We start from the raw sequence: 16,659 nt of genomic DNA, 5'->3' as shown, positions 1-16,659 counted from the left end.
TCCGCGATATTTTTTTCATGTATTCTGTATACAAAATGAGGATATACATGAAGAACGCTTCTCGCATTGCCTTTGCCATCGGTGACGCAGGCGGCATCAGCCCGGAACTGGCTGCGCGCGTGTTGGCCGACAAAACCGCGAACCGGGGTGACATGATCGTCATCGGCGACCGGCGGGTGCTCGAGATGGGCGCGCGCCATGCGGGAGTCGAAATCGATATTCCCGTGGTCAGCCCCGATGCCCTGGCAGGCGATCTGCCTGAGGGCACATTCCTCGTTGACATGCAGAACTGCGACCCGGACGCGGTCGAGATCGGCTCGTCGACCGCCGCCGCCGGTCGCGCGTCGTTGCAGAACTTTCGGGCGGCCTTGCTGACGGCGCATTCCGGTCTTGCGGATCTGGTGTTCTTCACGCCGTTTAACAAACATGCCATGCGCCTGGCCAAGTCCGACTACGTGGACGAGATCGGCTTCATCAACGCGACGATCAATGCAAAGCGCAGCGGGCGCGAGTTCAACGTTCTGGACGAAGTCTGGAACGCGCGCGTCACCTCGCACATCCCCCTGCGCGAAGTGGCCGACGCGCTGACCACCGACCGCATCTACAACAGCCTCAAGCTGACCGTGGAAATCATGCAGGGCGCCGGGTTCGAGCGGCCGAGGATCGGCGTCGCGGCGCTGAACCCCCATGCGGGCGACGGGCGGAATTTCGGCACCGAGGACGAGGATATCCTGCTGCCGGCCGTCGAACGCGCGCAGGCCGAAAATATGGCCGTCACCGGGCCTATCCCGTCCGACACGGTCTTTGTCCGGGCCGTGCGGGGCGAGTTCGACGCGGTCATGACGATGTATCACGACCAGGGCCAGATCGCGATGAAGCTGCTGGGCTTCGACCGGGGCGTGACCCTGATCGCCGGATACCCGTTTCCGATCGTCACTCCGGCGCACGGAACGGCCTACGACATTGCCGGGAAGGGCAAGGCCGACACCGGCGCCACATTCAATGCCGTCGCGCTTGGCCGGAAGCTGGCCAAGCTGGGCGGTGAAACCGCGCCGGACGAAACCCGGCGCCAAGCCTTGCCCGGCCAGTTCCAGCGCGTACTGGAGGGGGCCGACGCAGAATGGGGCTGACCCCCGACGACCGATTTTTGACACGGCGGATCAACGCCACGACCAAAGCAAGGGAGGACTTACTTTGAAACTCAGACACACCGCATTCGGGCTCGCCGCGCTGGCGATGTCGATGGGATCTGGGGCCGCCTTGGCCCAGGAAGAGATCATCTTCGGCATCAGTGCGTCGCCCGGCTCGCTGCAGGAGCAGACGGCGAGCGAATTCGCCCGCCGCGCCAACGAGAAACTCGGCGACAAGGCCGTGGTCAAGGTGTTCGACTCCTCGCAGCTTGGCAAGGACAAGGACATGCTGCAGAAGGTCAAGCTTGGCACGATGCATCTGACCCTGCCGTCGTCCACGATGCCCGAGATCGCCCCCGAATACGCCATCTTCGACCTGCCGTTCCTGGTCAAGGACCGCGATCACCTGGCGCGGATCGACGAGACGCTGTTCAAGGAGGTGCTGGTTCCGGCTGCCGAGGCGCAGGGCTACAGGCCACTGGCGATCTGGGAAAACGGGTTCCGTCAGATCACCAACAACGCCAAGCCGATCACGACCCCCGCAGATCTGGACGGGTTGAAGATCCGCACGCCGAACTCGTCCTGGCGGGTTGCGATGTTCTCGGAATACGGCGCGAACCCGACCCCGATGTCGTTCTCCGAGGTCTTCGTGGCGCTTCAGACCGGCGTAATCGACGGGCAGGAAAACCCGCTGACCAACATCGTCGGCGGCAAGCTGAACGAAGTACAGAAATACCTGTCGATGTCCGGCCACGTCTATTCGCCGGCCTATCCGACCGTCGGCATTGCCACCTTCGAGAAGCTTGATCCCGAGGTGCAGGCCGTTCTGGCCGAAACCGCGCAGGAAGTCGCGATCTGGGCGCGCGAGCAGGGCGCGGCGCAGGACGGCACGCTTCTTGAAGAGCTGAAGGCCGGCGGCATGGAAGTCAACGACACCGACCGCGCCGCATTTGTGGCCGCATCTGCACCGCTTTACGAGAAATTCGCTTCCGAGGTCGAGAACGGCCAGGCGATGATCGACCAGGCGCTGTCGCTTGCGGACGGTTCCTGATCACCTGATGGGCGGCGCGGTTCACGCGCCGCCCTTTCAATATCTTTCAAGAGACGCTCAATGCTGACCCGGCTCACACACTGGCTTGACCTCGTGCTACAGGTCGCGACGATCGCGATGATCGTGATCCTTTCCATCGTCGTCCTGATGGGCGTCGCCTTCCGCTATTCCGGCAACTCGCTGATCTGGTATGACGAGGTGGCAGCGGTGCTGCTGGCCTGGATCACTTTCACCGGCGCGGCCCTCGCGGTGCTGCGCAACGCGCATCTCGGCTTCAACGGGCTGCTGTTCGGATTACCGCTTCCCGGCCGGCTGGCGCTGTTCTGGATCGGCGAGGCGATCTTCATCACGGTCTGCGCCATCATGACCTGGGCGGGCTGGGCCATCCTGGAAATCTTCGGCAACGAGACGATGACGACCTTGCGGTTCGTGCCGCGCAGCGTTGTACAGGGCATCCTGCCGGTCAGCGCCGCGCTGATGCTGCTGGGCCGGTTGCTGACGCTCACCAGCCGCCTCCGCGAAGTGCACGAAGGCGTGGACCCGGAAACGCGTGAAATCGAACATGAAATCGCCCGCGCGGAAGAGGAACTTGCCAGTTTGAAGGAAGCACGCAAATGACCGAGGCGATGATCCTCCTGTCGATGTTCCTGATGATCGCCATCGGTTTGCCGATCGCGCTGTCCATTCTCGCCAGCGCGCTGATCGGAGTGTGGCTGCTGAACGGGCATCTGGGTTTTCTCAATGCGGCGCTGTCGATCTATGACGGGGCCACCAGCTTTCCGCTGATCGCGATCCCGCTCTTCATCCTTGCGGGCGCGCTTATGAATACCGGCGGCATATCGGCCCGGTTGATCGCGTTCGTTTCCGCGCTGATCGGATTCGTGCGGGGCGGGCTTGCCATGGTCAATGTCGGCGTGTCGATGTTCTTTGCCGAAATCTCGGGCTCGGCGGTGGCGGACGTGGCGGCGACAGGTTCCGTGCTGATCCCGGCGATGAAGAAAAAGGGCTACACGCCCCGCTTCGCCGCAGCGATCACCTCATCCTCGGCATCGCTCGCCATCATCATTCCGCCCTCGATCCCGATGATCCTCTACGGCGCGCTGTCTGACACCTCGATCGTCAAGCTGTTCGTTGCGGGCATCGTGCCCGGGATCGTTGGCGGGTTCCTGTTGATGTCCCTCAGCTACTATTTCGCGGCGCGCTACGATCTGCCGCGCGAGGACAGTTTCAGCCTCTGCCGGCTGTGGCAGACCACCAAGGACGCATCCTGGGCGCTGGTTTTGCCGGTCATCATCCTCGGCGGCATCTTCGGCGGCATCGTCACCGCGACCGAAGGTGCGGCGCTTGCGGTCCTCGCCGCGCTGGTCATCGGTCTGTTCATTTACCGGGAACTGGACCTGAAACGCCTGTATCACGCGCTGGTCGATGGCGTCCTTCAGACTTCGACCGTGATGCTTCTGGTCGCGACGTCGGCGGTCCTGGGGCTTTACCTGACCGAGACCGAACTGCCGCAGCGACTGGCACAGGGCATCACGACGATCACCACCAACAAGCTGGCGGTGCTGATGATCATCAACGTCTTCCTGCTGTTCGTCGGCATGGTCCTGCACGGCGCGGCGGCGATCATCCTGACCGTTCCGATCTTCATGCCGCTGGTCAACCAGATCGGCATCGACCCGATCCAGTTCGGCATTCTGCTGACGCTGAACATCGCGCTGGGTCAGCAGACTCCGCCGGTTGCAAGCGTACTGGTCACCGCCTGCTCCATCGCCAAGACCGATGTCTGGGGCACCACCAAGACCAACCTGCCGTTCATCGGTGTTCTGGTTGCGGTGCTGCTGCTCGTCACCTACGTGCCGGCCTTCCCGCTGTGGCTTGTCGGCGTGTTCTATGGTCCGTGAGGATTGACGCATGAACCTTGTGCGGTATCGAGACGTTAAAGGAAACCCGGTCATCGCAGGCGTGCAGGGTGAAACCCTGCGTCCGCTGGCGGGGATCGGCGAAGTCGCCGAACTGGCGCGGCTGGCGCTGAGGGAGGGGACGCCCCTTGCAGAGGCGGCGCAAGCCCGCCTCGGTGACAAGTCCGAAGATTACGCCAAGGTCGAGGCCGAGGGGCGGCTTCTGCCGCCGGTCGGCCATGCCGAACCCGCCCGCATCCGGATCACGGGGACCGGCCTGACCCATCTGGGCAGCGCCGATACCCGCGACGCGATGCACACCGACAGCGGGCAGGGCGACGTGACCGACTCCATGCGGATGTTCCGTGACGGGGTCGCCGGCGGCAAGCCCGAAGCCGGGCGGGCCGGGGTTCAGCCGGAATGGTTCTACAAGGGCGACGGGTCGATCCTTGTTGGGCCCGGTTCGCCGCTCGAAATGCCGGCCTTTGCCGAGGATGGCGGCGAGGAACCGGAAATCGCCGGCGTCTATCTTATCGGCGATGACGGCACGCCGCTGCGGCTTGGCTTTGCGCTGGGCAACGAATTTTCCGACCATGTGACCGAGCGGCGGAACTACCTGCTCCTGGCCCATTCCAAGCTGCGCGCCTGTTCCATCGGGCCGGAACTGATGCTTGGTTCGTTGCCCGAACGGGTCGAGGGAACCTCGCGCATCCTCCGCGACGGTGCGGTGATCTGGCAGAAGCCCTTTCTGTCCGGCGAAACGCATATGTCCCACAGCATCGCCAATCTTGAGCATCATCATTTCAAATATCCCCAACACCGCCAGCCGGGGGACATTCACGTGCATTTCTTCGGCACCGCCACGCTGAGCTTCGCCGACGGCGTCGAAACGCGCCCCGGCGACGTGTTCGAGATCGCCGCGCCGGGCTTTGGCCGGGCCTTGCGCAACCCGTTGATACGCGCTGCCGATACCGGGCTGGCGGTGGTGAGACCGCTTTGAATCACCTGTCACCTGGCCGGGAAGTACCGGCACGTAGTTCGACGGTAATCGTTGCGCCCGAACGGAGGTCTTCATGACGAACAAGCCCCGCATCGCCTTCCTCGGCATCGGCCTCATGGGCCTGCCCATGGCCCGCCACCTCGTCGCTGCGGGCTATCCGGTCACCGCCTGGAACCGCACGCGGGCCAAGGCCGAGGCGTTGGGCGGCGCGGCGGTGGCCGACACGCCACAAGCTGCGGCCCAAGGTGCGGAAGTCATCATCACGATGCTGGAAAACGGGCCCATCGTCGAAAAGGTGCTGTTTGGCGAAGCCGGCGTGCGCCATGGGATTTCGCCGGATGCGTTGGTGATCGACATGAGCTCCATCCGCCCGTCAGAGGCGCGGGACCATGCGGCGCGGCTGGTCGAGGTTGGGGCGGCCTATCTGGATGCGCCGGTCTCGGGCGGCACGGTCGGGGCCGAGGCCGCCTCGCTCGCCATCATGTGCGGGGGCGACGAGGCCGCGTTCGTGCGGGCGGAGCCGGTGCTTCGCGAAATGGGGAACCCGGTCCATGTCGGGCCGGTCGGGTCGGGGCAGGTGGCAAAGCTTGCCAACCAGATGATCGTCGGCATAACCATCGGCGCCGTGGCCGAGGCGCTGGCGCTGGCGGCCCGGTTCGGCGCCGATCCGGCACGGGTGCGCGAGGCGCTGCGCGGCGGTTTCGCGGAAAGCCGGGTTCTGGACCTGCACGGTCAGCGGATGGTCGAGCGCGATTTTGAAACCAAGGGCAGGACCGCGACGCAGATCAAGGACCTGGAAAACGCCTTGGCCACTGCCGAAGGGTTGAGTTTCACATCCCCCTTGCTGACGCAGGCGACGACGTTGTTCCAGGGCCTCGCCGAACACGAAGGCGACCCTGACCACAGCGCGCTGATCCTCGAGATCGAACGGCTGAATGCCGGGTAGAAGTGGGCGCCCGGTATCGGGCGCCCCTTCGTTTCAGCCAGCTGACTGATACGCGGTTTTGACGGTGGTGTAGAACTCGGCCGCATAGCGGCCCTGCTCGCGCGAGCCATAGCTCGAACCCTTGCGCCCACCGAACGGCACGTGGAAATCCACACCTGCAGTCGGCAGGTTAACCATCACCATGCCGGCCTCGCTGTTGCGCTTGAAGTCGGTGGCGTATTTCAGGCTTTGTGTGCAGATACCCGCCGACAGGCCGAAATCGGTGTCGTTCGCAACCGCCAGCGCCTCGTCGTAATCCTTGACGCGGATGACGCCGGCGACGGGGCCGAAGACCTCCTCGCGGTTGATCCGCATGGCGTTCGTCGTTTCGGTAAACAGGGCGGGCTGCAGGTAGAAGCCGGGTGACTCACGGTTCAGACGTTCGCCGCCGAAAGCCAGCGTCGCGCCTTCGTCCTTGCCGATGGCGATGTAGTCGACGTCCTGATCCAGCTGCGACTGGTCCACCACCGGGCCGATATGCGTCCCGTCCTTGAGCGCATCGTCTATGGTCAGCTTGCCGAGCCGGTCGATCATCGCCTTGACGAACTTGTCATGGATGCCATTGGTCACGATCAGCCGCGACGAGGCCGTGCAGCGTTGACCGGTCGAGAAGAACGCGCCGTTGACGGCACAATCCACCGCCACGTCGATGTCGGCATCGTCGAGCACGACCAACGGGTTCTTGCCGCCCATCTCGAGTTGGAACTTGCGCCGGTGACGGACCGAGGCTTCGGCGACGCGGCTGCCGGTGCCGACGGATCCGGTAAAGCTGACCGCGTCCACGTCGGGGCTGTCGAGGATGGTCTGCCCGACCACCGAACCCTTGCCCATGACCAGGTTGAGAACGCCGTCCGGAAGGCCCGCGCGGTGCAGAATGTCCACGAGGGCCCAGGTGCAGGCCGGCGTCAGGTCGGCGGGTTTGATGACGACCGTGTTGCCATAGCAAAGCGCGGGCGCCATTTTCCAGGCCGGAATTGCGATGGGGAAGTTCCAGGGCGTGATCAGCCCGACGACACCGACCGCTTCGCGCGTGATCTCGACGCCGACGCCGGGCCGGACCGATGGCAGGATCTCACCCGTCAGCCGCAGCGCCTCGCCGGCGAAGAAGTCGAAGATCTGGGCGGCGCGGGTCGCTTCACCGATCCCTTCGGCCAGCGTCTTGCCCTCTTCGCGCGACAGCAGGCGTCCCAGTTCTTCCTTGCGGGCGGTGATTTCGTCAGCGGCCTTGCGCAGCACGGCATGGCGCTGCGCCGGTCCCGAGCGCGACCAGGCGGGAAAGGCCGCCTTTGCCGCAGCGATGGCGTTTTTCGCGTCCTCGGCGGTGGCACGGGCGTACTGTCCCACCACGTCATTCGTGTTCGAGGGGTTGATGTTGTCGATCGCCTCACCGCCCACCCATTGGCCGGCGATGAAATTCTGATGAAGGCTCATGTGTTCGTTTCCCTATTTGTTTCAGATCAGCCCGCGTCCGGCCAGGTTGCGCATCAGCGCGCCGGTTCCGAAGGTCCAGGGCGGGCAGTTGGTGGAAAGGTCTACGGTGTTCACGAGCGCGCCGAATTTCTCGGACCGGATCGTGACCACGTCGCCGACCTTGTGGGTAAAGCCCTCGCCGGGCACGTCGCGGTCCTGGGTCGGCGCGAACAGCGTGCCGAGATACAACATGAAGCCGTCCGGATACTGATGATGCGGCCCGCAGGTCTGCGCGACGAGGTCCAGCGGATCGCGGCTGATCTCGGACATGGAACTGTGCCCCTCGAGCCGATAACCGTCCTTGCCTTCGACTGTCAGTTGCAGTTCGGCGTCGCGTACGTCGTCGATGCCGAAACCGGCGTCGAGCAGCCGGATGAACGGGCCGATGGCAGCCGAGGCGTTGTTGTCCTTGGCCTTGCCGAGCAGCAGAGCCGACCGCCCTTCGACATCGCGCAGGTTGACATCGTTGCCCAAGGTCGCGCCCTTCACGCGGCCGCGGCTGTCGCAGGCCAGAACCACCTCGGGCTCGGGGTTGTTCCAGGCGGAAACCGGATGCAGCCCGACCCGGGCGCCCCAGCCGACGCTGGACATCGGTTGGGCCTTGGAAAACACCTCGGCATCCGGGCCGATCCCCACCTCGAGGTATTGCGACCAGAGGCCGGCCTCGACCAGCGCCGACTTGACCTGCATCGCCTTGTCAGAGCCGGCGACCAGATTGCGCAGGCTGTCGCCGATCAGCGCGCCCACCTCCTTGCGGATCGCCTCAGCCCTGGCGGGATCGCCGGCCGCGCGCTCTTCGATCACTCTCTCCACCATCGAGCGGGCAAAGGTGACGCCGCAGGCCTTCACCGCCTGCAGGTCGTTTGGCGCCAGCAGCCGCAGTCCGGTTTCCGCCTTGGCACCTGCCGCCAGTTCCTCGACCGATCCCAGCATATCTCCGTCGGCATCTCGCACGAGGGCCGCCGGATCCTCGGCCTCCAGCAGATCCCGCATCGTCGCGGTGCCGGGCACCGAGATGTCGAACACCGCGCCGTCGCGCACGGCGATCAGCGACGGGCCGTCGCAGTCGGGCCGCCAGGCGCGACCGACCAGCGTTGCGCCGGGCGGCAGGTCGATCGTGAAATCGGTTTCCATAGTCGTCCTTTCGGGAATGTTGTTCAGGCGCCGCCCGACGCGCGTTCGGCGGCGATGGCGGTCGTGTTCGCTTTCAATTGCTCCAGGTGTTCGCGCATGATGGCGCTGGCCCTTTCGCCGTCACCGTCGCGCAACGCGTCCAGAACCGCGCCGTGCTGACCCAGCAATGCGGCGCGGCGAGGTTTGAGGTGGGTCGACAGGAAGCGGGCTCGGAACAGGCGGCCGTTGTACTGTTCGTGGGTCGCGCAGAGCGGCGCGTTGCCGGAAGCCTGCATGATCCGCTGATGCAGTTCCATGTCGAGCCGGAAGAAGTCCAGCGGGTCGCCGTCCTCGGGGAAATTCTCCATTTCCTTTTGCAGGGCCTGGAGCGCGTCAAGCTCTTCGGCAGTGATCCTCTGTGCGGCCATGCGGCTGCCAAGCGCCTCGAGTTCGATATGGACGTCAAGCAGCGCAAGCAGGTCTTCCAGCGTCGGGTCGGCAACCTTCGGCCGGCGGTTGGGCTGCATCTCGATCAGTCCTTCCGTGGCAAGTACGCGCAGGGCTTCGCGCGTCGGGGTGCGCGAAACATCCAGCAGGGCGGCGAGCTCGCTTTCCACCAGCGGCTGTCCCGGGGGCAGGGTTCCGGTCAGGATCCAGTCGCGCAACCGGTTCGCGACCTTGTCGGCCAGCGTCATGCGCTGGATCGCGTAATCGTTGGGCTGAGGATTTTCGGGCAAGGACTCACCTGTGTGGTATTCTGTATACAAAAATACATTGCACAAAATACGGAACTGTGCAACTGTTCCGGCAGAAATTCGGGCGCATTCCGATGGGCCCGTTCAGGCTGAGCAAGGAACAGAAAAGTGTCCGACACGCGCGCAAACAAGCGGTTCCGTTCGCAGGAGTGGTTCGACAATCCGAACAACCCGGGAATGACCGCGCTGTATCTGGAACGATATCAGAATTCGACCTTCACCCGAGCCGAGTTGCAGGCGGGCCTGCCTATCATCGGCATCGCCAATTCGGGCAGCGACCTGGCGCCGTGCAACAAGATCCACATTTTCCTGATGGATCGGATCAAGGCGGGCATACGTGCAGCGGGTGGAATTCCGATCGAGTTTCCGGTTCACCCGATTCAGGAAACCGGCAAGCGGCCCACCGCGGCGCTGGACCGGAACCTGGCCTATCTGGGCCTGGTGGAACTGATCCACGGCTACCCTATCGACGGTGTCGTGCTGACCACGGGCTGCGACAAGACCACCCCGGCGATGCTGATGGGGGCGGCCACCGTTGACCTGCCGGCCATCGCGCTGAACGGCGGTCCGATGCTCGACGGATGGTACAAGGGCAAGAGGGCAGGGTCTGGCACGATCGTCTGGGAAAGCCGCCGCCTGCTGTCCGAAGGAAAGATCGACTATGACGAGTTCATCGACCGCGTCTGCTCATCGGCGCCGTCGCTGGGCCATTGCAACACGATGGGCACGGCGTCGACGATGAACGCGATGGCCGAGGCGCTTGGCATGACGCTGCCGGGCAATGCGGCCATCCCGGCGCCGTTCCGCGAGCGCATGGAAATGGCGTTCCTGACAGGCAAACGCATCGTCGAGATGGTCTATGAAGATCTGCGACCCTCGCAGATCCTGACGCGCAAGGCGTTCGAGAACGCGATCCGCGTCAACACGGCGATCGGCGGCTCCACCAACGCGCCGCCGCACCTTCAGGCGATCGCGCGCCATGCCGGCGTGGACCTGCACGTGAAGGACTGGCAAACGGTCGGGTATGACCTGCCGCTGCTGGTCAACATGCAGCCGGCCGGCGAATACCTGGGCGAAAGCTTTTTCCGGGCAGGCGGCGTGCCGGCCGTGATGGGCGAACTGATGGCGGCGGGCCATCTGCACACGGACGCGCTGACCGTAAGCGGCAAGCCGGTGGCGGACTCGGTGGGCGATGCGCGCAGCCTCGACCACGATGTCATCAAGACCGTCGCAGCGCCGATGCGCGAGAAGGCGGGCTTCATCGTCTTGTCGGGTAACCTTTTCGACAGCGCCCTGATGAAGACCTCGGTCATTTCCGAGGATTTCCGTCGCCGTTTCCTGTCCCGCAAAGGGCAGGAAGGCATTCACGAGGCGCGTGCGGTCGTGTTCGAGGGGCCCGAGGACTATCACGACCGGATCAACGATCCTGCGCTCGGGATCGACGAGAACTGCATTCTGTTCATCCGCGGCGTCGGCTGCGTCGGCTATCCCGGCTCGGCCGAGGTTGTGAACATGCAGCCGCCCGATGCGCTGATCCGGAACGGCATCAACCATCTGCCTACGGTTGGCGATGGCCGTCAATCCGGCACGTCGGAAAGCCCGTCAATCCTGAACGCATCGCCGGAATCGGTAGTGGGCGGCGGTCTTGCCTTGCTGCAGACCGGCGACCCTGTGCGGCTGGACCTCAACACTGCGCGCATGGATGCGCTGGTGGACGACGCCGAATGGGACGCGCGGCGCAAGGCGTGGACTGCGCCTGAGCTGAAGCACCAGACCCCGTGGCAGGAAATCTACCGCGCCAATGTCGGTCAGCTTGCCGATGGCGGCTGCCTGGAACTGGCGACGGCCTATCAGCGGGTTGCAAAGGACCTGCCGCGCGACAACCACTGAGCCGCCGCCAAGACTGTGTGACAGCCAAAACGTACCGGGGAGAAGGGTTGAGATGGCAAACAGGCGACCGAACGATCTCCGCGTGGGTTTCATCGGCCTCGGCATGATGGGGGCGGGGATGGCCCGGCGTATCATGGGGGCGGGGTATCCGCTGACCGTGACCGCCAACCGGAGCCGCACAGCGATCGAGCCGCTGCTGAGGGACGGCGCAGCCGAGGCCGCGACGCCAGCCGAGTTGGCCGCGGCTTGTGATGTCGTCCTGTCCTGCGTGCCGGACGGCCCCGCCGTGGAGAAACTGGCTGAGCATATCGTTCCGGTACTCGGACCCGGCAAGCTATGGATCGACGCGACGACGTCCGACCCTGCGGTGACCGAACGCGTCGCCGCCCGCGTGGCAGCGGCCGGCGCAGCGTTCGCCGACGCGCCCGTGACGGGTGGCCCTCCGCAGGCCGAGCGTGGCGAGCTTGCCTCTCTCGTCGGCTGCGCGGTCGAGGATTTCGCGGCGGTCGAGGCGGTCGTCGGCACCTATTCCAAGGTGGTGCGGCGCTTTGGCGAGGTCGGGGCCGGGCACACCGCCAAGCTGCTCAACAATTTCGTGTCGCAGGGGACGATGATCCTGCTCGCCGAAGCCTTCGGCGCCGCGCGGCGCAAGGGCATCGACTGGACCGCGCTTTATGACGTGATGGCGGCGGGAGCCGCGCGATCGGGCACGCTCGAAAAGGCGGTCGCTCCCGCGCTGAAGGGCGATTTCGACGGAAGCCGGTTCACGATCGCCAATGCGGAGAAGGACCTGCGCTACGTGGTGCAGCTGTTCTCCGATGAGGCCATGCCCGGCACCGAAGTCGCGAAAATCCTGCATGCCATTCTTGCGGAGCGGGTTGCATCGGGAGACGCGGAACGGTTCGTCAGTCGTCTGTTGGACCAAGATGGCGCGGTGGGCGAGTTGCCGGAAACTTGAGCGGATTGCGCTGGCGCGCGGCTTCGGAAATCGGGCAAATCGCCGGTCTAGGATTCCGGCAGGCCGGAGGACCGTTCGCTTGGCGCAACCTGTCGCCGGACCGCTCTCCGACGCGCTTCCCGCAATTTCTGCCTTTCGCTACCCAGGCAAACTGAAACGCGTCACAAGTTCACACGATGCGGATTATCCGGTTGTCCGGCAGCATTCGTCGGAGATACGTCAGCGGCGACACGGTTTCCGGCTCGTTGGTCGCACGCCAACCAAACCCAAGATAACGCCTTTGAGCTGTCGGTTTCGGGTTTTGCGTACCTTTTCGCGCCGCTGCCGCGCACCCGACCCCGGATGCTTCCCTTGGTTGGGCTCAGTGCCTGTCATTGTCCAAGATCAAGAGATCGCGGGACACCTCCGCTACCGAAGTCACACCGCACAGCGCCAGGGCGACGGACATTTCGCGCGCGAAAGCCTCCAGAAGACCGCGGACACCGGCCTCGCCCCGCGCGGCTACGGCATAAGCCCAGGGTCTTCCGATCATCACGCCGTCGGCTCCAAGCGCCACCGCACGGAACACGTCCAAGCCGCAGCGCACGCCGCCGTCCATCAGCACCGAGACCTGTTCCGGCACGGCTTCGCGCACACGCGGCAGGGTCGAAACGGACGAGGCCACCCCGTCAAGCTGACGCCCGCCGTGGTTCGACACGACCACCGCATCCGCCCCGGCCTGCGCCGCCGCTATGCCATCCTCGGGCGACAGGACGCCTTTTATGATCAGTTGGCCTTGCCACTGCTCGCGCAGCCACGCGATATCCTTCCATGTGACTGAGGCGTCGAACTGTCGGCCTACCCAGTCGCGGTACTGCGTCGGATTCGTGGCGGCGGGTACATAGGAGGCCAGATTGCCGAACGTATGCGGCTTGCCCTTCAGCCCCACGTCCCAGAGCCAGCGCGGATGCGACAGGTAGGACAACGGCCCGGCCCGCAGGCGGCCCCAGGTGGACGCGCCCCCGGCGATACCGTTGCGCACGTCGCGGTAGCGTTCACCCACGACGGCGAGATCCACGGTGAAGACCAGCGTCCGAACCCCCACGGACCAGGCCCGGTTCAAAATCTCGGTCACCACGCCCCGGTCCCTGAGCATGTAAAGCTGAAACCAGAACGGCCGGTCGGAAACCTCGGCCACTTCTTCCAGCGAACAGATCGACACGGTCGAGAGGGTGAACGGGACTCCCGCCGCATCGGCAGCGCGCTTGGCCTGGATCTCGGCGCGCCGGGCCAGCATGCCGCCCATGCCAACCGGCGCCAGTGCCAGCGGAATGGCGCAATCGGTTCCGGCGAGGCTGGCGGATGTATCGACCGAGGACACGTCGCGCATGACCCTCTGACGAGGGGAGATCCCTGCAAAGTCAGCGACATTCCTCGCAAGCGTCACCTCGCCATAGGCGCCGCCATCCACGTAGTCGAACAGAAAGCGGGGCAGCTTGCGCTCGGCGATGCGCCTGTAGTCCGAGACCGAGACGGGAACGAGATTCATCGTGGGCATTGTGGTCCTCCAGTCGTGATTTCGGCCTGTCCTCAACTGGCCTTGACCGGGTCGATGACCCGGCCATGTTCCAGAAACGAGCTGACATTGGCCAACAGCCGGCGCGCCATGTCGGTTCGGCACGCATCCGTCGCGCTGCCGATATGCGGCGTCAGGATCACGTCGTCGCGCGCCAGCAAGCCCGGGTCCACTTGCGGTTCGTTCACGAACACGTCCAGACCGGCGGCGGAAAGCCTGCCGTCCTCGAGCGCCGCGATCAGGGCGGCTTCGTCGACAAGACCGCCGCGCGCCGTATTGACCAGCACCGCGCCGCGGCGGACCCGGCTCAGGCGGTTTGCATCGATCAGGTTGTGCGTATCCGGAGCCAAAGCGGCATGGACCGAGATGATGTCGCATCGGCCCATCAGCGCATCCAGATCGGGTTCATACGCAGCTCCGGTAACGTTTTCCGCGTCCGGCCTGCGTGTCCGGTTCCAATAGAGGATTTCCATGTCGAAACCCCGCGCGCGCCGGGCTACCGCCTGGGCGATGGCGCCGAACCCCACCAGCCCCAGCGTCCTGCCATGCACACGCCCACCAAGAGGTGGCGCCGCGCCAACGGCAGTCCAATGACCGCCGCGAAGGAACCTTTCGGCCTGCCCAATGCGGCGGCAGGCTGCCAGGATCAGCGCAAAGGCCAGATCGGCGGTGTCTTCGGTCACGACCGGCGTGTTCGACACGATGATCCCGCGTGCCGACGCGGCGGCGAGGTCGATATTGTCCACTCCGACGCCGATATTGGCCACAAGACCGACGTTGTCCGGCAGATCCGCGATCGCATTTGCCCGCAGGGGGTCGAGGGAGGTGGTGCAATGCACCTCGGCCTCCGGGGGGATGTCCTTGGGCGAGGCGACGGGAACGAACTCTACCGGTGTGCCGGCTATCTCGATCTTCGGCAGGGGCAGAGCCCGTGAAAGCGTGACTATCCTCGTCATGTTCTGGGTCCTTGTCCTGTCATGCTTGCGCTGCAATGCGTTCGAGCCGGGCCAAACGATCCGTGTCGCGCGCCCCGCCCTTGTCGGCCGACGCGGCCATCAGCCCATAGACCCGCAACGAAGTGGACACCTCGCGCACCCGGCTTGCCGGCCGCCATGCCTTGTCGCCACGGGCATTCATCTCGGCGCGGCGGCGCGCCAGTTCTTCGTCGCTCACGTCCAGATGCACACGGCGATCGCGGATGTCGAATTCGATCGGGTCGCCGTCCTGAACGAGGCCGATCACTCCACCCGAGGCCGCTTCGGGCGAGACATGGCCGACCGACAGGCCCGAAGTCGCTCCCGAGAACCGTCCGTCGGTGATCAGCGCCGCCTTGTCGCCAAGCCCGCGCGCCTTGAGCATACCCGTGGGCGTCAGCATCTCGCGCATCCCCGGACCGCCGCGCGGACCCTCGTAGCGGATGACCACCACGTGACCGGCCTGAACCGTTCCGTTCTGGATCTTCTCCAGTGCCTCTTCCATGCTCTCGCTGACGATCGCGGTGCCGCGGAAACGCCAGAGACCTTCAGGCACGCCCGCGGATTTGACCACACAGCTGTCGGGCGCCAGATTGCCGCGCAGAACCGCCAGGCCGCCATCCGGCGTAAAGGCATGTTCGGCGCTGCGGATCACGCCGTTTGCCCGGTCGGTGTCCAGTTCCCGGAACCGGCTCGATTGCGAAAAGGCCCGGATCGAACGGATACCGCCGGGGCCCGCGGAAAACAGCTTGAGCGCCGCCTCGTTGCCGGGATCGGTGATGTCCCATTCCGCAGCATACTCGGCCACCGGCTTGCCGAGTGCGGTGGGATTTGCGCTGTTGTAAAGCCCTGCCTTCACCAGTTCGTTCACCACCGCCATCACGCCTCCGGCACGGTGCATGTCCTCGATGAAGACCTCGTGGGCAGAGGGCGAGACCTTGCACAGGCAAGGGGTGTCCCGACTGATCCGGTCGAAATCGTCGATGGTGAATTCGACGCCGGATTCCTGCGCCACCGCCAGCAAGTGCAGAATCGTGTTGGTCGAGCCGCCGATCGCCATTGTCATGCGCACGGCGTTCTCCAGCCCCTCGCGCGAGCAGATGGAACGCGGCAGCACGCTGTCATCGCCGTCGCGGTACCAGGCGTGGGCCATCGCGACGATGCGGCGCGCGGCCATGCGAAACAGATCCTCGCGGTCGGTATGGGTTGCGACGATGGTGCCGTTGCCAGGCAGGGCCATGCCAAGGGCCTCTGTCAGGCAGTTCATCGAGTTGGCGGTGCCCATCAGCGCGCAGGAACCGCAGGTCGGACAGGCGCTTTCCTCGACGGCGTCAATCTCGGCCTGAGTCGCGTCCGGTGCGCCCGCGACGTAGATCGTGTCGATCGCGTCGATGCGCCGGGTCTGGCCGCGGTAGTCGAATTTGCCCGACTCCATCGGCCCGCCCGAAACGAAAATGGTCGGGATGTTCAGTCGGTTGGCGGCCATGAGCATGGCCGGGGTGATCTTGTCGCAATTCGACAGGCAGATCAGCGCGTCGATGGCATGGGCATTGGCCATGTACTCCACCGCATCCGCGATGATCTCGCGGCTGGGCAGAGAATACATCATCCCTTCATGCCCCATGGCGATGCCGTCATCGACGGCGATTGTGTTGAACTCCTTGGGAACGCCGCCCGCGGCGCGAATTTCCTTGGCCACCAGACGGCCCAGCGCCTGCAGGTGTACATGCCCCGGTACCATTTCGGTGAAGGAATTGGCGATGCCGATGATCGGCCGCCCGAACTCGTTGGGCTGGGTGCCCGTAGCCCGCCAGAGTGCTCGGGCGCCCGTGTTCATGGCGCCCACGGTGACCTTGTCGGATCTCAGTTTCATGCTCGGC

The 16,659-nt window shown here is 64.9% G+C and carries 14 protein-coding genes; 8 read left to right on the top strand and 6 right to left on the bottom strand.

Annotated features, from left to right (window positions below; translation table 11 throughout):
• Positions 1-47: 47 nt before the first annotated feature.
• The 6 genes from FGK63_RS02410 (at position 48) to FGK63_RS02385 (ending at position 6,025) form a co-directional block, all read left to right on the top strand.
• On the top strand, positions 48-1,130 hold the full coding sequence (locus FGK63_RS02410) for a 4-hydroxythreonine-4-phosphate dehydrogenase PdxA (protein WP_218961094.1): 1,083 nt from the start codon (positions 48-50) through the stop codon (positions 1,128-1,130).
• Between the two features lie 64 nt (positions 1,131-1,194).
• Positions 1,195-2,181 (top strand): TRAP transporter substrate-binding protein, encoded by a 987-nt coding sequence (locus FGK63_RS02405; RefSeq protein WP_246043905.1) that lies wholly within the window; start codon positions 1,195-1,197, stop codon positions 2,179-2,181.
• A gap of 60 nt (positions 2,182-2,241) precedes the next feature.
• Positions 2,242-2,799, top strand: coding sequence for a TRAP transporter small permease (locus tag FGK63_RS02400; protein WP_171052549.1), 558 nt, complete (start codon positions 2,242-2,244; stop codon positions 2,797-2,799).
• Positions 2,796-4,082 (top strand): TRAP transporter large permease, encoded by a 1,287-nt coding sequence (locus FGK63_RS02395; protein WP_138840000.1) that lies wholly within the window; start codon positions 2,796-2,798, stop codon positions 4,080-4,082. The genes FGK63_RS02400 and FGK63_RS02395 overlap by 4 nt, the downstream gene beginning before the upstream one ends.
• Before the next feature lie 10 nt (positions 4,083-4,092).
• Positions 4,093-5,079: an AraD1 family protein gene (gene araD1 / locus FGK63_RS02390; RefSeq protein WP_138839999.1), complete on the top strand. Its 987-nt coding sequence runs from the start codon at positions 4,093-4,095 to the stop codon at positions 5,077-5,079.
• Between the two features lie 73 nt (positions 5,080-5,152).
• Positions 5,153-6,025, top strand: coding sequence for an NAD(P)-dependent oxidoreductase (locus tag FGK63_RS02385; RefSeq protein WP_138839998.1), 873 nt, complete (start codon positions 5,153-5,155; stop codon positions 6,023-6,025).
• 33 nt (positions 6,026-6,058) lie between these two features.
• On the opposite strand, the gene FGK63_RS02380 is transcribed toward FGK63_RS02385, so the two are convergent.
• Genes FGK63_RS02380 through FGK63_RS02370 form a run of 3 tightly spaced genes read right to left on the bottom strand, consistent with a single transcriptional unit; the run spans position 6,059 to position 9,384 of the window.
• Entirely contained in the window at positions 6,059-7,495 is a 1,437-nt protein-coding gene (locus FGK63_RS02380; protein WP_138839997.1) for an aldehyde dehydrogenase family protein, read from the bottom strand.
• Positions 7,496-7,516: 21 nt separating this feature from the next.
• Positions 7,517-8,668 carry a fumarylacetoacetate hydrolase family protein gene (locus tag FGK63_RS02375; RefSeq protein WP_138839996.1) on the bottom strand — a complete coding sequence of 384 codons (1,152 nt, stop codon included), beginning with the start codon at positions 8,666-8,668 and terminating at the stop codon, positions 7,517-7,519.
• A gap of 23 nt (positions 8,669-8,691) precedes the next feature.
• Positions 8,692-9,384, bottom strand: coding sequence for a GntR family transcriptional regulator (locus FGK63_RS02370; protein ID WP_138839995.1), 693 nt, complete (start codon positions 9,382-9,384; stop codon positions 8,692-8,694).
• A 126-nt stretch (positions 9,385-9,510) separates the two neighbouring features.
• On the opposite strand from FGK63_RS02370, the gene FGK63_RS02365 reads away from it, so the two are divergent.
• Both FGK63_RS02365 and FGK63_RS02360 read left to right on the top strand, forming a co-directional pair.
• A complete protein-coding gene (locus FGK63_RS02365; RefSeq protein ID WP_138839994.1) occupies positions 9,511-11,292 on the top strand; it encodes an IlvD/Edd family dehydratase in 1,782 nt (593 codons plus the stop codon).
• Between the two features lie 52 nt (positions 11,293-11,344).
• Complete coding sequence (locus tag FGK63_RS02360) at positions 11,345-12,250, top strand: NAD(P)-dependent oxidoreductase (RefSeq protein ID WP_171052548.1); 906 nt, start codon at positions 11,345-11,347, stop codon at positions 12,248-12,250.
• A 361-nt stretch (positions 12,251-12,611) separates the two neighbouring features.
• Here the strand turns inward: FGK63_RS02360 and FGK63_RS02355 are convergent, their stop codons facing one another.
• Genes FGK63_RS02355 through ilvD form a run of 3 tightly spaced genes read right to left on the bottom strand, consistent with a single transcriptional unit; the run spans position 12,612 to position 16,652 of the window.
• Positions 12,612-13,787: an L-lactate dehydrogenase gene (locus FGK63_RS02355; protein WP_218961093.1), complete on the bottom strand. Its 1,176-nt coding sequence runs from the start codon at positions 13,785-13,787 to the stop codon at positions 12,612-12,614.
• Between the two features lie 32 nt (positions 13,788-13,819).
• Positions 13,820-14,761 carry a 2-hydroxyacid dehydrogenase gene (locus tag FGK63_RS02350; RefSeq protein ID WP_138839992.1) on the bottom strand — a complete coding sequence of 314 codons (942 nt, stop codon included), beginning with the start codon at positions 14,759-14,761 and terminating at the stop codon, positions 13,820-13,822.
• A gap of 19 nt (positions 14,762-14,780) precedes the next feature.
• Positions 14,781-16,652: a dihydroxy-acid dehydratase gene (gene ilvD, locus FGK63_RS02345; RefSeq protein WP_138839991.1), complete on the bottom strand. Its 1,872-nt coding sequence runs from the start codon at positions 16,650-16,652 to the stop codon at positions 14,781-14,783.
• Positions 16,653-16,659 lie beyond the last annotated feature (7 nt).

This window comes from Ruegeria sediminis (genome assembly GCF_005938215.1).
GTDB classification, from domain to species: domain Bacteria; phylum Pseudomonadota; class Alphaproteobacteria; order Rhodobacterales; family Rhodobacteraceae; genus Ruegeria; species Ruegeria sediminis.
The sequence above is the reverse complement of the archived record's forward strand: the minus strand, read 5'-3'. Positions and strand labels throughout refer to the sequence as shown.

Coding starts and splice junctions, on each gene's coding strand:
- FGK63_RS02410 (WP_218961094.1), top strand. CDS start 48: ATGAAGAACGCTTCTCGCATTGCCTTTGCCATCGGTGACGCAGGCGGC.
- FGK63_RS02400 (WP_171052549.1), top strand. CDS start 2,242: ATGCTGACCCGGCTCACACACTGGCTTGACCTCGTGCTACAGGTCGCG.
- FGK63_RS02395 (WP_138840000.1), top strand. CDS start 2,796: ATGACCGAGGCGATGATCCTCCTGTCGATGTTCCTGATGATCGCCATC.
- araD1 (WP_138839999.1), top strand. CDS start 4,093: ATGAACCTTGTGCGGTATCGAGACGTTAAAGGAAACCCGGTCATCGCA.
- FGK63_RS02385 (WP_138839998.1), top strand. CDS start 5,153: ATGACGAACAAGCCCCGCATCGCCTTCCTCGGCATCGGCCTCATGGGC.
- FGK63_RS02380 (WP_138839997.1), bottom strand. CDS start 7,495: ATGAGCCTTCATCAGAATTTCATCGCCGGCCAATGGGTGGGCGGTGAG.
- FGK63_RS02375 (WP_138839996.1), bottom strand. CDS start 8,668: ATGGAAACCGATTTCACGATCGACCTGCCGCCCGGCGCAACGCTGGTC.
- FGK63_RS02360 (WP_171052548.1), top strand. CDS start 11,345: ATGGCAAACAGGCGACCGAACGATCTCCGCGTGGGTTTCATCGGCCTC.
- FGK63_RS02355 (WP_218961093.1), bottom strand. CDS start 13,787: ATGCCCACGATGAATCTCGTTCCCGTCTCGGTCTCGGACTACAGGCGC.
- FGK63_RS02350 (WP_138839992.1), bottom strand. CDS start 14,761: ATGACGAGGATAGTCACGCTTTCACGGGCTCTGCCCCTGCCGAAGATC.
- ilvD (WP_138839991.1), bottom strand. CDS start 16,652: ATGAAACTGAGATCCGACAAGGTCACCGTGGGCGCCATGAACACGGGC.